This window comes from Nitrososphaerota archaeon (assembly GCA_011605775.1).
GTDB lineage: Archaea > Thermoproteota > Nitrososphaeria > Nitrososphaerales > JAAOZN01 > JAAOZN01.
This window is the reverse complement of the sequence record JAAOZN010000043.1, coordinates 1-16565: the sequence shown is the minus strand read 5'-3', so window position 1 is coordinate 16565 and position 16565 is coordinate 1. Positions and strand designations below refer to the sequence as shown.

Sequence of the window (16565 nt, the reverse complement as noted above, 5' to 3'; positions counted from 1 at the left end):
TCTTTGTCTTTAAAGTTGTAAACAGCTTCTAACCCGTAGAACTTTGTAAGTAGTTCGTCAATAAATCTCGCTACATTTAGAAGATGCGCAGCAGCTTCCATCGGCAGAATTACGTCTTGCACGAAAAGCTCAACGATCTGCTCACCCTCTACAAGAGGGCGACCATATATATCGACCTCGTATCCAAGAGCTTTCAGACGCTCTATGGGCACACCAATCTGATTTGGCTTGAAATGCGTTAGAGCTACATTAGTAGCATCGAACCGTATTGTTCCATCCTTGTACACATATAAGTTGTGCTTTTGCCTAAGGATGCCCTTCTCTATGGCTTCTGGTATCTTTGTGAAGTTCATAAGCGATTTAACACCTTTTAAAGGTGAAGCCGCTTTAACACCAAGCTGCTCTTCAGCCCGCTTCAACACCTCCTTAATAGGGTAAACCGTCGTCTTGTAAGGTACACCACTTAGCCTACAGATGGGGCAAACTTCGCCTTTAAACGATCGACCGCAGTTGGGACAACTCTTAATCAAGTTAACAGCTGAGCCGCAGTTAGGGCAACTTGCTGAAGTTGAGGGAGCGCCGCAGGTTTCGCAGACAGCGTTAATTAGATCCACAAATAGATTTCCTTTCCTAGCAGCCTCCACAAGATCTCTCTTAGAACCTCCTTGCTCACCAACGGGAAAGAGCACGTGAACAGGTGGCTTCATCTTCCTTATAACAGCCTTCTCCGGCCTACCTACTCTAACCCCAACAAAGGCCGAAGACTTACGTCTGATCTCCACACCAGCACACTTAGAGAGGAAAGAAAGCGTATCCTCCCAACCAGTTATCTCTAATTTTTCTCCCAGCCTTAGAGTTCGCTTAAGGGCTTTAGCATCCTCACCCTCAACTAACCAACCTTTCTCACCTCGCTTATGTGGTACACCAAGCACCTCTAAGATCTGCTTCACGTCTCTATCATCAAAATCTACAAGACAAGCGTCGTCAACGACTTTCAGCGCGTTACGCAGCCTAAAAACATCCTTAAGCTGCAAAAGATCCCAAAAATATGTGTATCTTGGGTGGAGAGGAACATTAAGAGCCTCGCTTAAAGTAAAAGCGGTCTGGCAAGAGATCCTAGTTTCAATTGGGCGCTCTATCAAACCGTGGAGTATTTGTTCATCTAATCCGATCGCTTTGCTGCATTCAACAGCATTCCGATAAACACTGTCAATACGCTTCTTCAGATCCTGCGCCCACCACTCCTCAACATATCCTGAGGGGAGAAGGCGTACATTATTTTCTAAGAAGTCACCGAAGCTGATCAAGATATCACCCAAATATAGGATTGATTGTAGATTTTCCCTAACCCGATACGCTAACTCTACGCTCTCAACTCTGACGACAGAGCCATCGACTAACTTCACTATAGGAGGCTCTATATGATCTACAAACGATATCGTAGCAGCTTTACCAGGCACATCCAACTTCACCTGCGTACCCACAACTACAGCGTGATCTAATAGTACTGGTACTGAGGGATGTATGCCAACGACAGAAAGCCCGGTGTTATAAGATCTGCCATACCTAAGTCTAAAACCACCAGTTCGATTAGGGAAGGAAAGAACAGGTCTTCCAGCTATCACTTCATGGAAGTGTGAAGCTTCAACTCTCGACTCTTCAACATCGCGCTGTACACCACCTTTTAACTTGCTCAGCCATTCCCAGCCAGGTATGGATAATGCTTCGACAAGCTTGATCAGCTTCCTCCCACGCCCTATTATGCCGTCGTTAAGCACTCTAAGCGCGCCACCTCTAACTCTATCCGTTTCTATTCGCTTCATCCCGCGATGCACAACGACCTCAACCGGATCGGTTTCAACTCCGTTAATTTCAACTGGTAAGTTAGTTATTGCTAAACGGATGTCTTCATCGCTAACCTTAAACTGAAAGTTGCCTACTTCACGCTCATAGATTCTTAACTCCTCTATAAATCGCCCAACTTCATCCTCCCCCCAAGCATTACATCTATAGCGATCCAAACCAAGCTTTGTTCTCAAACGATCTGCCAAAACAACGGTGAACGCAGCCTCAGTTCCTCCGGCTGAGCGTATAGGTCCGGCAAAGTAGATCGCAGCATAACTCGATCCATCCTCATTCTTCTTTATCTTCACAGAAGAAATGCCCTGCAGAGGTGCTACCGTCACACCTTCGGTAACAACCGCTAAACCGACCCGGACTCCCCAATCCAAAGCTTCCTCCTTCTCAAAAAAACCAAACTTTCCCAACGCAACTTCTTCAGCCAATATAAGAGCCGCCCTATCACTACTCGCTTCAGACTCAAGAAGAGCTCTAAGCCTCTCACCTACTTTAAGACCCAAAAGCAGCTCAACACGATCCGCCAAATCATAAGCAAGAATAGACTCTACAGAAGTGGATGGATCAAGACCTCTCGCTCTAGCTCTAGCGGCTACCTCTCTCATTTTATCTAAAGATGTAAGAAGCTGGGCAAAGTATTCTTTCTGCCTGTCAGACAAAGCGCCTTTAAGTAAGCTGTCTAGTTGTGACATCATGTGATATCACATTGCCTTGCACGTTCAGCGGCTTTTACGATATCCCTCAAGATGACCCTTCCTTCCTTAGACTCGATAAGAGTGCCTACTACCAGAATTTCAGCCCCGTTCTTTACCAATTCAGCCGCAACGTCTGGTGTTGTTATGCCGCCGCCTACGATCAGAGTACCCTCATAGACTTTTCTAACGGCTTTCACCGTTTGTGATGTCACATGTGATGTCACACCAGATCCGGCTTCTAAGTAGAGGAAACGCATACCCAAATACTGCGCAGCTAATGCGTACATCGCTGCTATCTGCGGTTTGGATTGAGGTATTCCTCTAGCTCTCCCGATGAAACCTGCGGCGCCGCCTTCTCCCACTATGAGATATCCCATCGGTATGGCTTCTAAATTATATTTTTTGACTAAAAGTGCGCCTAAAGCTTGCGCTTCTGTTATAAAATAGGGGTTCTCAGAATTTAATAGAGAGCTAAATAAGATAGCGTCAGCGCTGGGAACCACACCTGTGACGTTACTTGGGAAGAGGATAATGGGTTTTGCCGTCGTCTTCTTAAGAGCCTTCACAATGTTGTCGAGCTCTAATTGATCCATAGCTGTAGATCCGCCTACCAAGATCGCAGTGACACCGGCTTCATCGATTTCCTTAGCGATTTCAGCAGCTTCGCTTTCAGCTAAACCCTCAGAATCAATAAGCCCGAAGCAGACGGCCCCATGTCTTTTAATTTCCTCTTTTATATACTCCTCCACTTTATACCTTCTGCTCACTTTTGATCTTCCCTGCCATGAATTGATCCACAAACTCATTGTAAATGTCTATCACTTCTTTTCTGCCGGTAAATTCGTAGTTCAAGGTGAGCTTACAGTTCCCGCAAGAGATCTTAGCCTTGCTCGCCTCAACCACATGAACTTTTACAGCCGTTACTCCGCAGTTTGGGCACCCGAAGACTTTAGGTAGGGTTCTCTTAACTACACGGATTACTTTCCTTCTACGCCTTCCCAAGCCAACCAAAGTATTATCTCCTATCTTTAAAAAGATCACCTTTCCTTTAAAGGAAATGCATTCCTACCGTATTTATGCTCTCTGCAAAATATCTTCAAAAGGACTTTGCTATTTAGTAACATCCCTAACGATAACGCTAATTATACAGTTCTGTATATATTTAATCGATGTTGAAAACACTCTTAGAGAAGGATACCGTGTTACAACAACTTCTAGAAGAAACAATTCTCTCAAAGGCGCAAACAGATACACTGCTTTGTGAACTAGATGGATTAATGAAATCTGAAAAATTAAAAGAGAGAGCTCTCAAAAGAGATAGAAAAAATATAACACTCGGCTCATACTTAAGAACAAAAAAGCAAGCTTGTCGGCGAGTAGAGAGAATGTTGAAAACAATCTTCTTACTGATGTACTTAGGTATAATCCCTCAAGACGCTCTCTCTTCCCTGCATAGAGCTGCTGAGTTACTGAACCAAATTAAGAGTGCAGAAATCACTGAGGCAGAAAAAAGAAACATAATAGAATTGATAGAGAAGACGATAAAGAGGCTTATTGTGATATCACAGTAAAGGTCATATATCACCATCACATGTCATCAAAATGATGCTAGAAGTTACGTTAGCCATTGCTGCGATAGTGATCGCAACATTAGCGTTGCTGACACCTAAACTAAAGAGTAAAAAGAAGGTAGACGCTGACGATCTTATTCTAGCAATAACTGAGGATTACTCGCGGAGAATAAACAAGTTAGAGGGAAGAATCGTAGACCTCCAAGTGCGCTTAGATGTCTTGGAAAGTCAAGTGGAGAAGGAGCAAAGGCAGCGTTCTAGAGCGCCCGCAATTCAAAAGGGTTTGGGAAGCGTTGTGATGTCACAAGAAAGCAAAGGTGATGTCACAAAGACGGGGGAAGCCTTAGGAGACTTTGAGTTAAGCATACTCAGATGTATAGGGGAGGGTGCTAAAACACCATCTGAGGTAAGGTCGGTTGTTGGTCGAAGCAGGGAGCATGTTGCTAGAGCGCTCAAAGAGCTTTATGAGAGAGGGTTTCTTGATAGGAGTGGAGGCAGACCGTTCATTTATTCACTCTCGGATAAGGGTAGAGCTGCTCTTAAGAGTGTGGATCTTAGTGTTTAAGGAAACTTTGCGGTAAAGGTAGCCTGCCCCGACCCTCACTCGCTTTAATATCCTTCTATCTACTAGTCTGTTTAAGTAGGTTGAGAGGGTCGTGATCTTAATGTGTTGTTGATAAACATCTTCATATGCCGCTTGGAGGTCAGATGTCGTAAAAGTGGAAGCCGGGAACTGCTCGTCTATAAGTCTTGCTACCCTTGAGAAGATCGTGTTATCCTCTAACTGGCTCTGAACTCTCTCCCCGCCTAGAAACTCATAGACCTCTATTATCTTATTCATCTTTTCTTTAGTAAGGACACCTTCTACTGATAGTGTATACTTACTGCCCTCATCATCCGTGAACTCTATTTTCATCCGTTTGGGCATTCGCTCAGTAAGAACGGAGTCGGCAAGACTTAAGTTGTGTAGGTGTGAATTTGTGAACTATATGGTAAAGATTGTTTGCAAATAACAATTGAGAAGTGAAGGGAAATGGTAGGCAAGATTCACTTGTTGACATCACCTTTGTCGTCGCTAAAGTTTTTCCTTAATTTCTTTCCAGTGGAAAAAGAGGGGTCTTGTTGCACGCTCTTTAACAGCGGAAAAAAGGTAAGATTATGTTCCAGTGGAAATAAAGGGGTTAGAAATTTCCAAAAGAGCCATCTTTTTCACAGCGGTTGACAAGGGAGGGGGACCCCTATGTTTCTAGTGAAGAGCATCATTTTTTCTCCTTTTATTTGCTGAACATCATTTTAGCTGCTTGTCTCTTATTTTAGTCTAAATGCAATTATAGTTCCCGGTGCTTAACCAAGCACGGGCTAGTGAATATAACACATAGTCAATATGATTAAGTTGGCTAGTTTGCTATGGAAGTGGTGGGGTGTGCGTGTTGGCTGACTTAAATTCTTTGGATCAAAGGAGGCTGCTTGATTCAATATTTACGAGGGCGGCGAAAGGTTCGAGGATCATTAAAGATCCAGAGCCCTTGAGACCTGACTATATTCCGCCGAAACTCCTTTTCAGAGATGAGCAAATAGCTGCTGTAGCGCAGATCGTCGCGCCTATCCTGCGTAGGCAACGTTGTTCTAACATTCTCCTTTATGGAAAGACCGGAACAGGTAAGACCGCCACCGCTCGCCTGGTTCTCAAGGAATTGGCTGCGAAAGCAAAAGATCTTAACCTAACGATCTGTCTTTGTTACTCTAATTGTAGGTTAGCTGGCACCGAGTATAGGGTTATTTTGGATCTTGCTGATACCGTTGGCGTTAATTTACCCTTTACAGGCTTATCTCTTGGTGAGGCGTACAGTAGGGTCGCTTCTCAGATCTCAGACAAGAATCTAAATCTGCTTGTCGTGCTCGATGAGATAGATTTTTTGGCGAAGAATTCATCTGGTAATCTTCTTTACGAATTAACACGTTCACATGACATTCTAAGCCCGGGTAGTGTTTCGTTGATTGGAATATCAAACGATCTTAGGTTTAAGGAACTCCTTGATCCCCGCGTTTTGAGCAGTTTAGGTGAGGAGGAGATGGTTTTTCCACCCTACTCCGTCGAAGAGCTACGACTAATTTTAGAGGATCGCGTCAAGCTTGCCTTTAACGAGGCGTGTATAACTGATGCTGCAATAAATCTCTGCGCCGCCTTAGCGGGTTCAGAGCATGGAGATGCTAGGAGAGCAGTTGATTTGCTGAGGGTGTCTGCTGAAGTAGCTGAGCGGGAGGGTTCTACGAGGGTTGAAGAACGGCATATTAGAATTGCGCTACAGAAGATGGAGCAGGATAGGTTGATTGAAGCGCTTAAAGTCCTTCCTCTTCAAGCGAAGCTGGTTCTCTTGGCTGTTGTGCGGTGTGAGACCGCGCCGACGACAGGTTCAATCTATAAGACGTATTCTACCTTAGGTGAGAGGGTGAGTGTGGAGATTCTTACGCCTAGGAGGGTAAGTGGGATACTTTCTGAATTAGATATGCAGGGGTTGGTATCTGCTGACGTTTTAAGTAAGGGGCGTTACGGTCGATCTAAACAGGTTACTCTTTTGGTGCCTAAATCACTTATTCTGGATGTGTTCGCTCAAGATCCTGTTGTATCCTCTCTTATTTAGAAAAATCTATTGTTATGACCTGCAGCGTGGAGAGATCAACTATAGGTAAGATCGCTGGCGTTGGGGTTATACCCATGTCAAGTTGATAACTTGTCTGCATCTGCCATGTCCCTGTGTTTAGGAGAAGGCAGCCTCTGTAACGTTCAGAATCGAGTATATGCACATGTCCAGAATGGAAAATATCCGGGATTTCTTCAATAACGAGAAGATCTTCTTCAGCTGGTAAGATTGGTGTTCTTCTTCCGTAGACTGGTGCTAGGTGCCTAGCCTTTAGAAGGCTTCTCATAGCTATCGCGGGTCTTTCAACACTTAAGCCTGGGGTTGTTGCTACGATATCTTCCAAGCTCCTACCATGGTACATCAATATTTTAACGCCTTCTACTTCTAGCCATGCGGGGTTGCTGACTAGATGGACGTTTGGAAGCTTGGTTAGAGGTTCAGCAAAGCTCCCAGAGATCGGTGGCTGTGGTTGAGCTTGCCTGACAGGTTCGTGGTTACCTGGGCAGATGAAGATCTGTATATAGCTAGGGATCAGCTTTAGAAGGTCAGTCAGTTCGGCTATCTGCTTAGTAACATCGGCTGTTTCCAGCTCTTTATCTTGATTGGGGTAAACACCTACCCCATCTATGGTGTCGCCGCAGATCAGAAGGTAGCGTAAGCGGGCTGCCACCTCGTCTTCCCGTCGACTCAGCCATTTGATAAATGCTTGAAAGGCATCTTTTAAGAAGAATTTGCTGCCTACATGTAGATCCGACGTCAAAGCAGCGTAGACCTTCCTTTTGGCGGTGTTAGGTATGTGCTCGGGCACATCAGGCAAGCTTATAGATTCGACGATGAACGCTCTTTTACCTGAAGATATTGTAGCAACTACCAGTGAGTCCAAAGGTATTTCTTGAATGTTCTTTACGATTTGGGAGTCAAAGGCTGTAGCTTCTACTCTACCAGTTTCGTCTTCCAAAACTATGGTTGCAGAGCCCCTTCTAACATTTTTTGAATAGACTAAGCCAGCCACCTTGGTAGATCTCTCACCACCTACCTCAGATATTGTGAGAAGATTGCCGCTATCGACTCTCTTCCTTATCAGATTCAGGAGTTTCCTATATCGGCTTGAGAATAGACGCTGGTATCCTACCGTTCCCGGAACTGTTTTTAGTTTAGTGATATTTAGTAGAATCTTAAAGTTAAGTGGCCCCTCAATTTCATGTACTATCTCTTTTACAACTTCTTTGTCCTCTCTCTTCAAGAAGCGTTCAATATCCTCTACTCTAATCGTTTTATCATCGCCCTTCTGTTTGATCACTTCGTTAATCAACTCGGACAAATCAACGCTTTTTGAGATACGCTGCATAAGATCGAATGCTTTCGGCTCAATTTGATACCCTTTCGCAACGGTGTCCCGTATTATTTGGGCTAAACTATCAGACATCTTGACGTCAACTACAGGTTAGGTATGGTGAAATAGGAGGTTAGATAAAGCGTCTTCTATTACCCGAACTCTTAAGTGTTAAGAAGCTTAACAGCTATAGTATGAGCACCCCTCTGAAGACTTTGAAATCAGACTTAATCTATAGCGGACGTGTTATATCACTCGTCAAAGATACTGTGCTCTTACCCTCAGGGCGCACAGCAGTAAGAGAGAAGGTCACGCATCGCGGTAGTGTAGGTATTCTACCTGTGCTTGAAGATGGAAGATTAGTCTTAATTAAGCAGTTTAGGTATGTTATAGGCTCCGACCTCCTCGAGATACCTGCAGGGACTGTTGAGGAGGGTGAATCGCCGGAGAAGTGTGCTGCACGTGAGCTGCTTGAAGAGACGGGTTATCACGTTGGTAAACTTACTCCCCTTACAGCATTTTATCTTGCACCTGGCTATAGTAATGAATTTATGTGGCTTTTCATGGCTACTGAGCTCGAAGCGGGTGATATGAAACCTATGCCCGATGAGTCAATAGAGGTTAAGAGGATCGATCTTGATGGAGCTCTCCAACTTATCAGAAGCGGCGAAATAAGAGACGTTAAGACTATATGTGCCATCTTACTCTATGCCCTTTTGAAAAGAGAAGGTAAGGCAGTTTAAGGTGGCTCTCTTGGTGTGTGAGCGCATACCACCGTGGATACGAGTTAAGATACCCGCAGCGGGAACGCTAAAGAGAGTCGAATCTACTTTAAGAAACCTGTCTTTAAACACTGTTTGTGAGAGCGCCCTATGCCCTAATAGGGCCAGCTGCTTTAGTAGAGGCACAGCCACATTTATGATCCTTGGCTCTGTTTGTACACGTAACTGCCCATTCTGTGCTGTGTCTAAAGGCAGACCTGAGCCTGTCGATAAATCTGAGCCTGACCGGGTTGCCGAAGCGGTTAAGCGGCTTGGGTTAAAGCATGTTGTAGTTACATCAGTCGATCGAGACGACCTTCCGGACAAAGGTGCAGGTCAGTTTGCCGCTACGGTGGAAGCGATTAGAAGAGTTAAACCAGACGCAACAATAGAGCTTCTTGTTCCAGACTTCTGCGGATCAAAGGAGGCAATAGACCTTGTGCTCGAGGCTAAGCCGACGATCTTAAATCATAATTTGGAAACGGTGCGTCGCCTACACCCTATCATAAAGCCTAAATCAGATTATGATCGCTCTTTATGGCTGCTCAAATATGCGAAGGATAAAGCGCCCGATGTGCTGACCAAGTCTGGGCTTATGGTTGGGTTAGGAGAAACAGATGAAGAAGTCTTAGAGGCTATAAGAGATATTAGGAATACTGGCTGCGACATAATAACTATAGGGCAGTATCTTAAACCAACTAACAGCAGGCTTGAAGTTAAGAGGTACGTAAAACCAGAGACCTTCGAAAGGTTTAGGGAAGCGGCTGAGCAGATGGGCTTCGCATTCGTAGCATCGGCGCCCTTAGTACGCAGCTCATTTAACGCGGCTGAAATCCTACAGCATTTGAAGGTGTGAGGCTTGCTCATTTCTATCAACAGTAAGAAGCCTAAGATCGGGCGACGTGTGTTTGTATCAGAGAGCGCTTATGTTGTTGGTGATGTAGAAGTGGGAGATGATTCGAGCATCTGGTTCAATGCGGTGGTTAGGGCTGAGGCTGAATCCATTAAAATCGGTATCGAGACGAACATACAAGACTGCTGCGTGCTACATACAGATGCTGGGTACAAAGTCACAGTAGGCGATAGAGTGACCGTAGGCCACGGCGCGATACTTCACGGCTGCCAGATTGCGTCTAACTGCATAATTGGAATCGGCGCCCGCATTCTTAATGGCGCCAAGGTTGGCGAGTGGTGTATTATTGGTTCTGGTGCTGTAGTAACTGAGGGTTCTGATATCCCCGCCTTCTCTTTAGCAATTGGTGTACCAGCTCGAGTGACCCGGTCTATTACTGAAGACGATAAAGAGAGGATAACCAAGAGCGCAGCAGCGTACGTTAAATTGAAGAACACATATCTAAATTTAAAATAGTTAGGTTATGACTGGAAGCGTATAGGTGTGCCTCACACCCTTTATGCCTCTTATCCCCTTTGAAACCTTATACTTAAGATCAGATTGCGACGCGTCCTTTACCACAGCAATAATATCATAACTTCCCATCACAAAATACGCTTCAGAAACCCCATCGAGTTTCCTCACTTCATCTAAAACCTTCTTGTCCAAGCCGGGTTCAACTTCAATCAACACGTATGCTGATATCATCCACATTAGGCGGCTAAAGAGGAGGTAGTAAAAGTTTTCTGAAGCACACTTCATCAAATCGCTGCTGACAAGGTAGAACCATAACTGACTCAGCATAAAGCAAAACTAATGACCGCATATCTTTATAGGAGGACGCTTTATCATCTATTGAAGGGGTCAAGGTGGGTAGGAGAAGATTACTCTCGTGTAAGACTGGAAGCGTGCTTAAGATCGATGATGACCACTTGATAGTCTTCGACGATTTCCGCAATGTTAAACTTAATGTTAGAGCGAACCTAATATTTGCCGACCCGCCGTTTGGTATAGATTTTAAGGGTAACCTCGAAACCTATAACAGAACTCCTGACACCCTCTCCTACATCGAAGTACCAAAAGAGGATTATCCAGGATTCATAAAGGATTTGGCTAAGTGGTGTTATGAAAACCTTAAGGATAACGGGAGTATGTGGCTTGTCTCTGGCTGGAATAATCTCAGATGGGTTTTGGATGCTGTTGAAGACGCCGGCTTCAAGCAGCTTAACCACGTGATCTGGAAGTATCAGTTCGGGGTCTTCACCAGAAAAAGATTCGTCACATCACACTACCACCTCCTCCTACTAGTCAAAGACGAAGACGACTACACCTTCAACAAGCCAGAACACTACGCAGAGGACGTCTGGATCATTAAAAGACCATACCACCACGGAGAGGAAACAGCAGGAAACGAACTGCCGGACGAGCTGGTTGAAAGATGCATAAAAGTCTCATCCAACCCAGGAGACTTAGTTGTAGACCCAGTTTTAGGCTCAGGAACAACAATGAAAGCTTGCTTAAAGCTGGATAGAAGATGCATAGGCATAGAAATAAACTCACAGCTTAAGAAAAGGGTAGGAGAGAAATTGAAGCTGAATCACATACCATTAACTAACCTGACGAAATGAATGAGGCGTGAAACTAACAAAGAGAGGCATAAGATAAGTGGAAGAGTTGAGGATTTCAAAAATGCGGCTAAGAATTAGTGAACAGTTATCTTAAGCTACGACATTAACTTAGATGAACCCAAGACTTGGTTGGCAAGATAGTTGCAAGAGTAGCTCTGCCAAGCTTTAAGTAGGCTTCTGCTCACGCCTATTTTAGCAGCCAATCTTCCCATAGATCTAATGAACACGTCCTCCTTCACTCTGTAGCCACCTTTTCTTTTGAGCGGATCGTTAAGATACACGTATCCGCTATCAAAACCGGTAACTACAACCCAATGTGGTATGTTATAGCGGTGCATCTCATACAGATTCACCAAGACAATGGGTAAAGTACCTTCAGCGAGCGCCTCTCTCACATCATCTACTTTAGGACTTCTAAAGACGATCTTCATTCCAGCGCTCCTCACCTTCTCGTATGATAGTTGCATCACATACTTAGCAATTCTTCCCCTCTCTTCGCCCCATTTCTGCACTATTCGCCTTATCGGAATCGTTTCTTTTCTCTCAGTTAAGATCTTCACTTTCAGCCCCCTCTTTATAAGAGGTAGTGAGAGGCTGAAGACATCTGCACCCAAAGCACCGATCATATTGCACTCACGCCAGATATCAAACTCGCTTCTTTTACTAAACTCGATGTCTTTGTTAAAGAACTTTAAGACCATCATAACGCAAGCTGGACCACAGGTGTATTCTGTAGTCTGCCTATAGTGAGGCACGTCAAACCTCAACCTTACTCCCCTAAAATCTGTAGAATGATGTTCCTTGAGCGTGCCCTTATATCTAATTCGACCAAGACTATCTGTTGCCAAGTGCCCAAGCATAGCCGCCTCTCCTTGAAAGGGACGACCAGACTAGGTCCAAGTATCGACGCTCTAACATGTGAATGCCCATTACCATCGTGCCACATCTCCTCATGCTTATACTCAACATTCTTAGGCGCGACCCTCTCTAAAGCAGCTGGTAGATCTTGCAGCAACCCAGGCTCATACTCTATAGTTGTTATCGCAGCTGTTGAGCCTCCTACAAACACTGCAACCACTCCGTCTTTTAACCCGCTGCTCCCTACGGCTTCTTGCACCCTATCAGTCAAATTTACTATGTCACATTCGCCTCTTGTTTGCACACGAATCTCCTTCGTAACCACAGCCATACTCTATCAGCATCTAAAGCGCTTAAGGCGGCTAAAAATTGTGTGGTTTAGGGTGAAGTGGAAGCCCACTCTTTCAGCAGTTTTATCAGCAGCCTAACACCTACACCAGTAGCGCCTTTTGGTGTATATGTCTTCACCTTTGTCCCATCCTCGGCAGTATAGGCTGTGCCAGCTATATCTAAATGCACCCAAGGTGTTGTGCCTATGAAGTTGCTTAGAAACGCGGCTGCCGTTATCGCACCAGCCGCTCTCCCCCCTGAGTTCTTTATATCTGCTACGTCGCTTCTGATCTGCTCAGAATACTCTTTCCATAGGGGTAGCTGCCAAACCCTTTCACCACTCGCCTCAGCAGCCCTCTTAACCCTCTCGATAAGCGCCTGGTCGTTGCCGAAGAGCCCAGAAGCCTGAGAACCTAAAGCGACAACGCAAGCGCCAGTTAGGGTGGCTAGGTCGATTATTGCTTGAGGCTTCTCCTTATCCACAGCATAAGCGAGCACATCGGCCAAGATGAGGCGCCCCTCGGCATCCGTACTTATAACCTCAGAGGTCTTACCACCATAGTGCTTTATGACGTCACCAGGCTTATAGGCTGAGCCGCTTGGGAGGTTTTCCACAAGCGGAGCGATAGCTACAATATTCAGTGGTATGTGTAAGCTGGCAGCAGCATATACAGTTGCTAGCACCGCTGCGGCTCCCGCCTTATCATACTTCATATCCTCCATCTTTTCAGAAGGTTTAATTGATATGCCACCGCTGTCAAACGTCACACCTTTACCCACAAGGACTATTGGCTTTTCATCCGCCTTACCGCCTCTATACCTTAGGATGACCACCTTGGGCTCCTCCCTGCTACCTCTTGAGACGCTCAACACCCCGTTCATACCGAGTTGCTTGATCTCCTCTAAACCTAATACTACACACTCTAACCCGACCTTCTCGGCAACCCTCTTTGCTTCTTCAGCAAATAGAGTCGGTGTCAAGTCGCTGCTTGGCGTGTTCGTCAGATCTCTCGCCAACTTAACCCCTTCACAAACCTTTTGAGCGTCCTCGACTACCTTCTTCAGTTGAGGTATGTTGTCGCTTCGATCAGTAATTAGAATAAGTTCTTCAACACTCTTCTTATCAGGCTGGCTCTTGTAGCGTGTGTAGGTGTAGAGGGCTAACTCAGCACCCTCTGCGACAGCTTCAACGACCTTCTGCTCACCGAACTCTGCAGATCTCGGGTCAAGGTAGAGCGCATACCTTCTAGCACCTAGATTTGACGCTCGAAGCGCAGCTTCACCTGAGGCGATTCGGAAAGATTCAGCCGACAGCTCTTCTCTTGGTCCTAAGCCTGCGAGCAGAATGTAATCCGCCTTGATCTTGTTTGCGGTGTAGAGTAGGAAGCTGGAATAGAGTCTTCCTTTGAATGCTTCTGAGGAGAGCGCTTTTGACACGCCTCCCCCCAATAACTCATCGAGTTCAACCATCTGACCGCTCGGCTGCTTTACATCTTCCGGTATTAGTGTGGCAAGAAGCGGTGCATCCACATCCCCTAGTTTGGCGGTTGAGATCGTGATATTCAACATATCCACCAACCGAGGTCTGCTGCAGCTACCGCTACTTATATTATTGGTGGTTCACAAACCTCTGTAAAGGGGCGTTTACAGCTAAGATTTACAGCGGTTTACCACTACTTCTCACCAACTCCAGCTCTAGAACAGCGACTCTAAAAGGTACGCCATCCCTACCGACCACAACATCCCCGTCAATGTTAGCGGCGTTGATGACCACATCTTTCATAAACCTACTCCTAAGCAGCTGTACTACCTCTACAGCCACGTTTATAGCTCGACCCCTAGCCCTGAGTCTTATCCGCTTCTCTCCGTTATTGAAGAGAGTTATGCAAGCTGTAACGTAGTTGAGCACTGGTTTAGTCGTCCCAACTATGATGACCTTGGGTTGGCTCAACCCATTCTCCACTCTATCCTACAGGTATAAAGATGTGTAGTCGCAGGCTGGGTGCAAAAGGCTTAAAAAGGTATTTTGTGGTGAACAAGGTCTGATGGTTGAGGACAAGTTAGGGCAAGAGGACAAACCCCTCTTATATATGCATAACCTCGGAGCGGTCACCGCCAAACGCGCTAAGAAGCTTGATGAGTTGGCTGCCATACTCTCTATTAGCATAGAGGAGTTAAAGAGGCTGCTTGGGCACAGCGAAGCGCAAGGCTACGTTGAGAGCACTATATCAGAGGGTGGTGAAAAGGCGTATTATTTGAGCCCAAAAGGCATAATAAAAGTCTGCTCCTGCTTTAGCTAGCAGAATAGAAAGCGGTTGAACCGCTTTGAGGGTAATTATTCTGAGCTGGGAGTATCCCCCACATATCATAGGCGAGATGGCTTGGTACGTGCGTGGATTAGCTAGGAGGCTTAAAGAAGGAGGCGTCGAAGTTTATGTGTTAACATACGCTCCTTCAGAAGAGAGGGTGGATGTAGACGATGGGGTTGTTGTGAAGAGGGTTAAGCCCCCTATCAGCGTAACAACCAACATCGTCGTCTGGTCTCTTCTCTTCGCTACACGACTACAAGCTGTTGCCGCTGACCTAATTCACAACCTAGGTTCATTCGATGTGATAGATGCGCATGAATGGATAACGGTTGACGCTGCGCTTGCTCTTAAAGATCGATTCGAAGTACCATTTGTTTATACTATACATAGTTTAGAGAGGCATCGTTCCGCGAACTCAGCGGCGCCACTCAACATAGCGATTGAGAGTGTGGAGGAGCTCGGCTGCAGAGAGGCAGATTGTATAGTTGTTAGCTCAGAGTGGATGAAGAGCGAAGTCGCATCTAAGGTTGGTGGTGTGGCTGGTAAGATTAAGGTTGTGAAGCCGTATACTGAGCGTTGGTTGGAGGGGGTGTTGGAAGCTTATCGAAGTGTGAGGCAGGATGGGTTTAAAGGCGGTTATGCTAACCTGGGAGTTTCCACCTAGAATCATAGGGGGTATAGCGCCCCACGTCTACAATCTGTCTATCAACTTGGTTAAGTTGGGTGTTGAGGTGCATGTGGTGACTTGTGACTTCCCTAATACGCCCGAGTATGAGGTTGTTGAAGGCGTTGAGGTTCATAGGTTCGACTCCTATAATCTCCCTACCCCTGACTTTGCTGCTTGGGTTCAGCTGATGAATCTGAATATGCAGCGTGCCGCTACCCAGATCATTAAGTCCAAGCAAGGGGGCTCTATAATTATACACGCGCACGACTGGTTGGCTGCAAAGGCCGGCATCGGGTTAAAGCATCTAAACAGGGTACCTCTTGTGAGCACGATACACGCGACAGAGTATGGGCGTAGAGGTGGTGTCTTCTCAGATTATAATCGGATGATACACGAGATTGAGGTGTGGTTAGGTTCAGAATCTAAGCGGGTTATCTGCTGCAGCCACTTTATGGCTGAGCAAGTGAACAAGGTTCTTGGTGTGCCCTATGAAAAGATCAGAGTTATACCGAATGGCATAGACCCAGCGATCTTCACGAATCTGAAGGGTGTCGGGGAGGTTAGGAGTAGGTTTGCTGAGAGGGGTGAGAAGCTCGTGCTCTTCGTAGGTAGGTTGGTTGTGGAGAAGGGTGTTCACGTGCTTCTAGACGCTATACCTAAGGTGCTCCAGAAGGTTGAGGCGAAGTTCGTTATAGCTGGAGACGGGTATTTGAGAAGCGAGGTGGTGAAGAGGGTTGCTGAGAGAGGACTAGGAGGCAAGGTGCACGTTACAGGCTACCTAGATACCGACACAATAAGGCGGCTATTTCTAGCGGCTGATGTCTGCGTAATACCATCGCTCTACGAACCCTTCGGGATTGTAGCATTAGAGGCTATGGCTGCCGGGTGCCCTGTGGTAGCGTCAGACACAGGCGGGCTATCAGAAATCGTAGAGCACGAGAAGACGGGGGTAAAGGTCTACCCAAATAACCCAGATTCGCTTGCTTGGGGCATCTTAAGGGTGTTGGAGTCGAAGGATCTTG

At 45.9% G+C, this 16565-nt stretch carries 20 protein-coding genes; 10 read left to right on the top strand and 10 right to left on the bottom strand.

Annotated features, from left to right (window positions below; all coding sequences use genetic code 11):
• The 3 genes from polC to HA494_04115 all read right to left on the bottom strand — a co-directional run.
• Window positions 1-2549 (bottom strand): DNA polymerase II large subunit (polC, locus tag HA494_04125; GenBank protein NHV96958.1); only part of this gene is annotated, 2549 nt, incomplete at its 3' end.
• Window positions 2549-3358: a geranylgeranylglyceryl/heptaprenylglyceryl phosphate synthase gene (locus HA494_04120; GenBank protein NHV96957.1), complete on the bottom strand. Its 810-nt coding sequence runs from the start codon at window positions 3356-3358 to the stop codon at window positions 2549-2551. The genes HA494_04120 and polC, both read right to left, overlap by 1 nt.
• On the bottom strand, window positions 3303-3563 hold the full coding sequence (locus HA494_04115; GenBank protein ID NHV96956.1) for a hypothetical protein: 261 nt from the start codon (window positions 3561-3563) through the stop codon (window positions 3303-3305). Before HA494_04115 ends, HA494_04120 begins: the two co-directional genes overlap by 56 nt.
• A gap of 161 nt (window positions 3564-3724) precedes the next feature.
• Between HA494_04115 and HA494_04110 the strand changes: the two genes are divergently transcribed.
• Complete coding sequence (locus tag HA494_04110) at window positions 3725-4123, top strand: hypothetical protein (GenBank protein ID NHV96955.1); 399 nt, start codon at window positions 3725-3727, stop codon at window positions 4121-4123.
• A 34-nt stretch (window positions 4124-4157) separates the two neighbouring features.
• The gene (locus HA494_04105) at window positions 4158-4688 is read left to right on the top strand and encodes a winged helix DNA-binding protein (GenBank protein NHV96954.1); all 531 of its coding nucleotides are present in this window, start codon (window positions 4158-4160) and stop codon (window positions 4686-4688) included.
• Here the strand turns inward: HA494_04105 and HA494_04100 are convergent.
• Complete coding sequence (locus tag HA494_04100) at window positions 4635-5051, bottom strand: hypothetical protein (protein ID NHV96953.1); 417 nt, start codon at window positions 5049-5051, stop codon at window positions 4635-4637. The genes HA494_04105 and HA494_04100 overlap by 54 nt on opposite strands.
• A 520-nt stretch (window positions 5052-5571) precedes the next feature.
• Between HA494_04100 and HA494_04095 the strand changes: the two genes are divergently transcribed.
• Window positions 5572-6765, top strand: coding sequence for an AAA family ATPase (locus HA494_04095; protein ID NHV96952.1), 1194 nt, complete (start codon window positions 5572-5574; stop codon window positions 6763-6765).
• Here HA494_04095 and HA494_04090 read toward each other — a convergent pair.
• Complete coding sequence (locus tag HA494_04090) at window positions 6758-8191, bottom strand: DNA-directed DNA polymerase II small subunit (GenBank protein ID NHV96951.1); 1434 nt, start codon at window positions 8189-8191, stop codon at window positions 6758-6760. The genes HA494_04095 and HA494_04090 overlap by 8 nt on opposite strands.
• A 101-nt stretch (window positions 8192-8292) precedes the next feature.
• On the opposite strand from HA494_04090, the gene HA494_04085 reads away from it, so the two are divergent.
• Genes HA494_04085 through HA494_04075 form a run of 3 tightly spaced genes read left to right on the top strand, consistent with a single transcriptional unit; the run spans window position 8293 to window position 10228 of the window.
• Window positions 8293-8841 (top strand): NUDIX hydrolase, encoded by a 549-nt coding sequence (locus HA494_04085; protein ID NHV96950.1) that lies wholly within the window; start codon window positions 8293-8295, stop codon window positions 8839-8841.
• Between the two features lie 10 nt (window positions 8842-8851).
• A complete protein-coding gene (gene lipA / locus HA494_04080; GenBank protein NHV96949.1) occupies window positions 8852-9715 on the top strand; it encodes a lipoyl synthase in 864 nt (287 codons plus the stop codon).
• Between the two features lie 3 nt (window positions 9716-9718).
• Complete coding sequence (locus tag HA494_04075; protein NHV96948.1) at window positions 9719-10228, top strand: gamma carbonic anhydrase family protein; 510 nt, start codon at window positions 9719-9721, stop codon at window positions 10226-10228.
• Here the strand turns inward: HA494_04075 and HA494_04070 are convergent, their stop codons facing one another.
• Window positions 10229-10555, bottom strand: coding sequence for an Lrp/AsnC family transcriptional regulator (locus tag HA494_04070; GenBank protein ID NHV96947.1), 327 nt, complete (start codon window positions 10553-10555; stop codon window positions 10229-10231).
• 65 nt (window positions 10556-10620) lie between these two features.
• Between HA494_04070 and HA494_04065 the strand changes: the two genes are divergently transcribed.
• Window positions 10621-11379, top strand: coding sequence for a site-specific DNA-methyltransferase (locus HA494_04065; protein ID NHV96946.1), 759 nt, complete (start codon window positions 10621-10623; stop codon window positions 11377-11379).
• 95 nt (window positions 11380-11474) lie between these two features.
• Here the strand turns inward: HA494_04065 and HA494_04060 are convergent, their stop codons facing one another.
• The 4 genes from HA494_04060 to HA494_04045 all read right to left on the bottom strand — a co-directional run bounded on the left by HA494_04060 (window position 11475) and on the right by HA494_04045 (window position 14518).
• Complete coding sequence (locus HA494_04060; protein NHV96945.1) at window positions 11475-12146, bottom strand: hypothetical protein; 672 nt, start codon at window positions 12144-12146, stop codon at window positions 11475-11477.
• Between the two features lie 2 nt (window positions 12147-12148).
• Window positions 12149-12568 carry a YjbQ family protein gene (locus HA494_04055; GenBank protein ID NHV96944.1) on the bottom strand — a complete coding sequence of 140 codons (420 nt, stop codon included), beginning with the start codon at window positions 12566-12568 and terminating at the stop codon, window positions 12149-12151.
• Window positions 12569-12615: 47 nt separating this feature from the next.
• On the bottom strand, window positions 12616-14133 hold the full coding sequence (locus tag HA494_04050; protein ID NHV96943.1) for a leucyl aminopeptidase: 1518 nt from the start codon (window positions 14131-14133) through the stop codon (window positions 12616-12618).
• A gap of 91 nt (window positions 14134-14224) precedes the next feature.
• Window positions 14225-14518, bottom strand: coding sequence for an RNA-binding protein (locus HA494_04045; GenBank protein ID NHV96942.1), 294 nt, complete (start codon window positions 14516-14518; stop codon window positions 14225-14227).
• A gap of 94 nt (window positions 14519-14612) precedes the next feature.
• On the opposite strand from HA494_04045, the gene HA494_04040 reads away from it, so the two are divergent.
• The 3 genes from HA494_04040 to HA494_04030 form a co-directional block, all read left to right on the top strand.
• Window positions 14613-14867, top strand: a complete 255-nt coding sequence (locus HA494_04040) for a hypothetical protein (GenBank protein NHV96941.1) — start codon at window positions 14613-14615, stop codon at window positions 14865-14867.
• A 25-nt stretch (window positions 14868-14892) separates the two neighbouring features.
• Window positions 14893-15540: a glycosyltransferase gene (locus HA494_04035; GenBank protein ID NHV96940.1), complete on the top strand. Its 648-nt coding sequence runs from the start codon at window positions 14893-14895 to the stop codon at window positions 15538-15540.
• A partial coding sequence (locus HA494_04030; GenBank protein NHV96939.1) for a glycosyltransferase family 4 protein occupies window positions 15497-16565 on the top strand: 1069 nt, incomplete at its 3' end. The genes HA494_04035 and HA494_04030, both read left to right, overlap by 44 nt.

Excerpts from the sequence above, each read along its gene's own strand:
- HA494_04070 (NHV96947.1), bottom strand. The coding sequence starts at position 10,555 with ATGCTGAGTCAGTTATGGTTCTACCTTGTCAGCAGCGATTTGATGAAG.
- HA494_04090 (NHV96951.1), bottom strand. The coding sequence starts at position 8,191 with ATGTCTGATAGTTTAGCCCAAATAATACGGGACACCGTTGCGAAAGGG.
- HA494_04085 (NHV96950.1), top strand. The coding sequence starts at position 8,293 with ATGAGCACCCCTCTGAAGACTTTGAAATCAGACTTAATCTATAGCGGA.
- HA494_04055 (NHV96944.1), bottom strand. The coding sequence starts at position 12,568 with ATGGCTGTGGTTACGAAGGAGATTCGTGTGCAAACAAGAGGCGAATGT.
- HA494_04120 (NHV96957.1), bottom strand. The coding sequence starts at position 3,358 with ATGAGTTTGTGGATCAATTCATGGCAGGGAAGATCAAAAGTGAGCAGA.
- HA494_04105 (NHV96954.1), top strand. The coding sequence starts at position 4,158 with ATGCTAGAAGTTACGTTAGCCATTGCTGCGATAGTGATCGCAACATTA.
- HA494_04040 (NHV96941.1), top strand. The coding sequence starts at position 14,613 with ATGGTTGAGGACAAGTTAGGGCAAGAGGACAAACCCCTCTTATATATG.
- HA494_04100 (NHV96953.1), bottom strand. The coding sequence starts at position 5,051 with ATGCCCAAACGGATGAAAATAGAGTTCACGGATGATGAGGGCAGTAAG.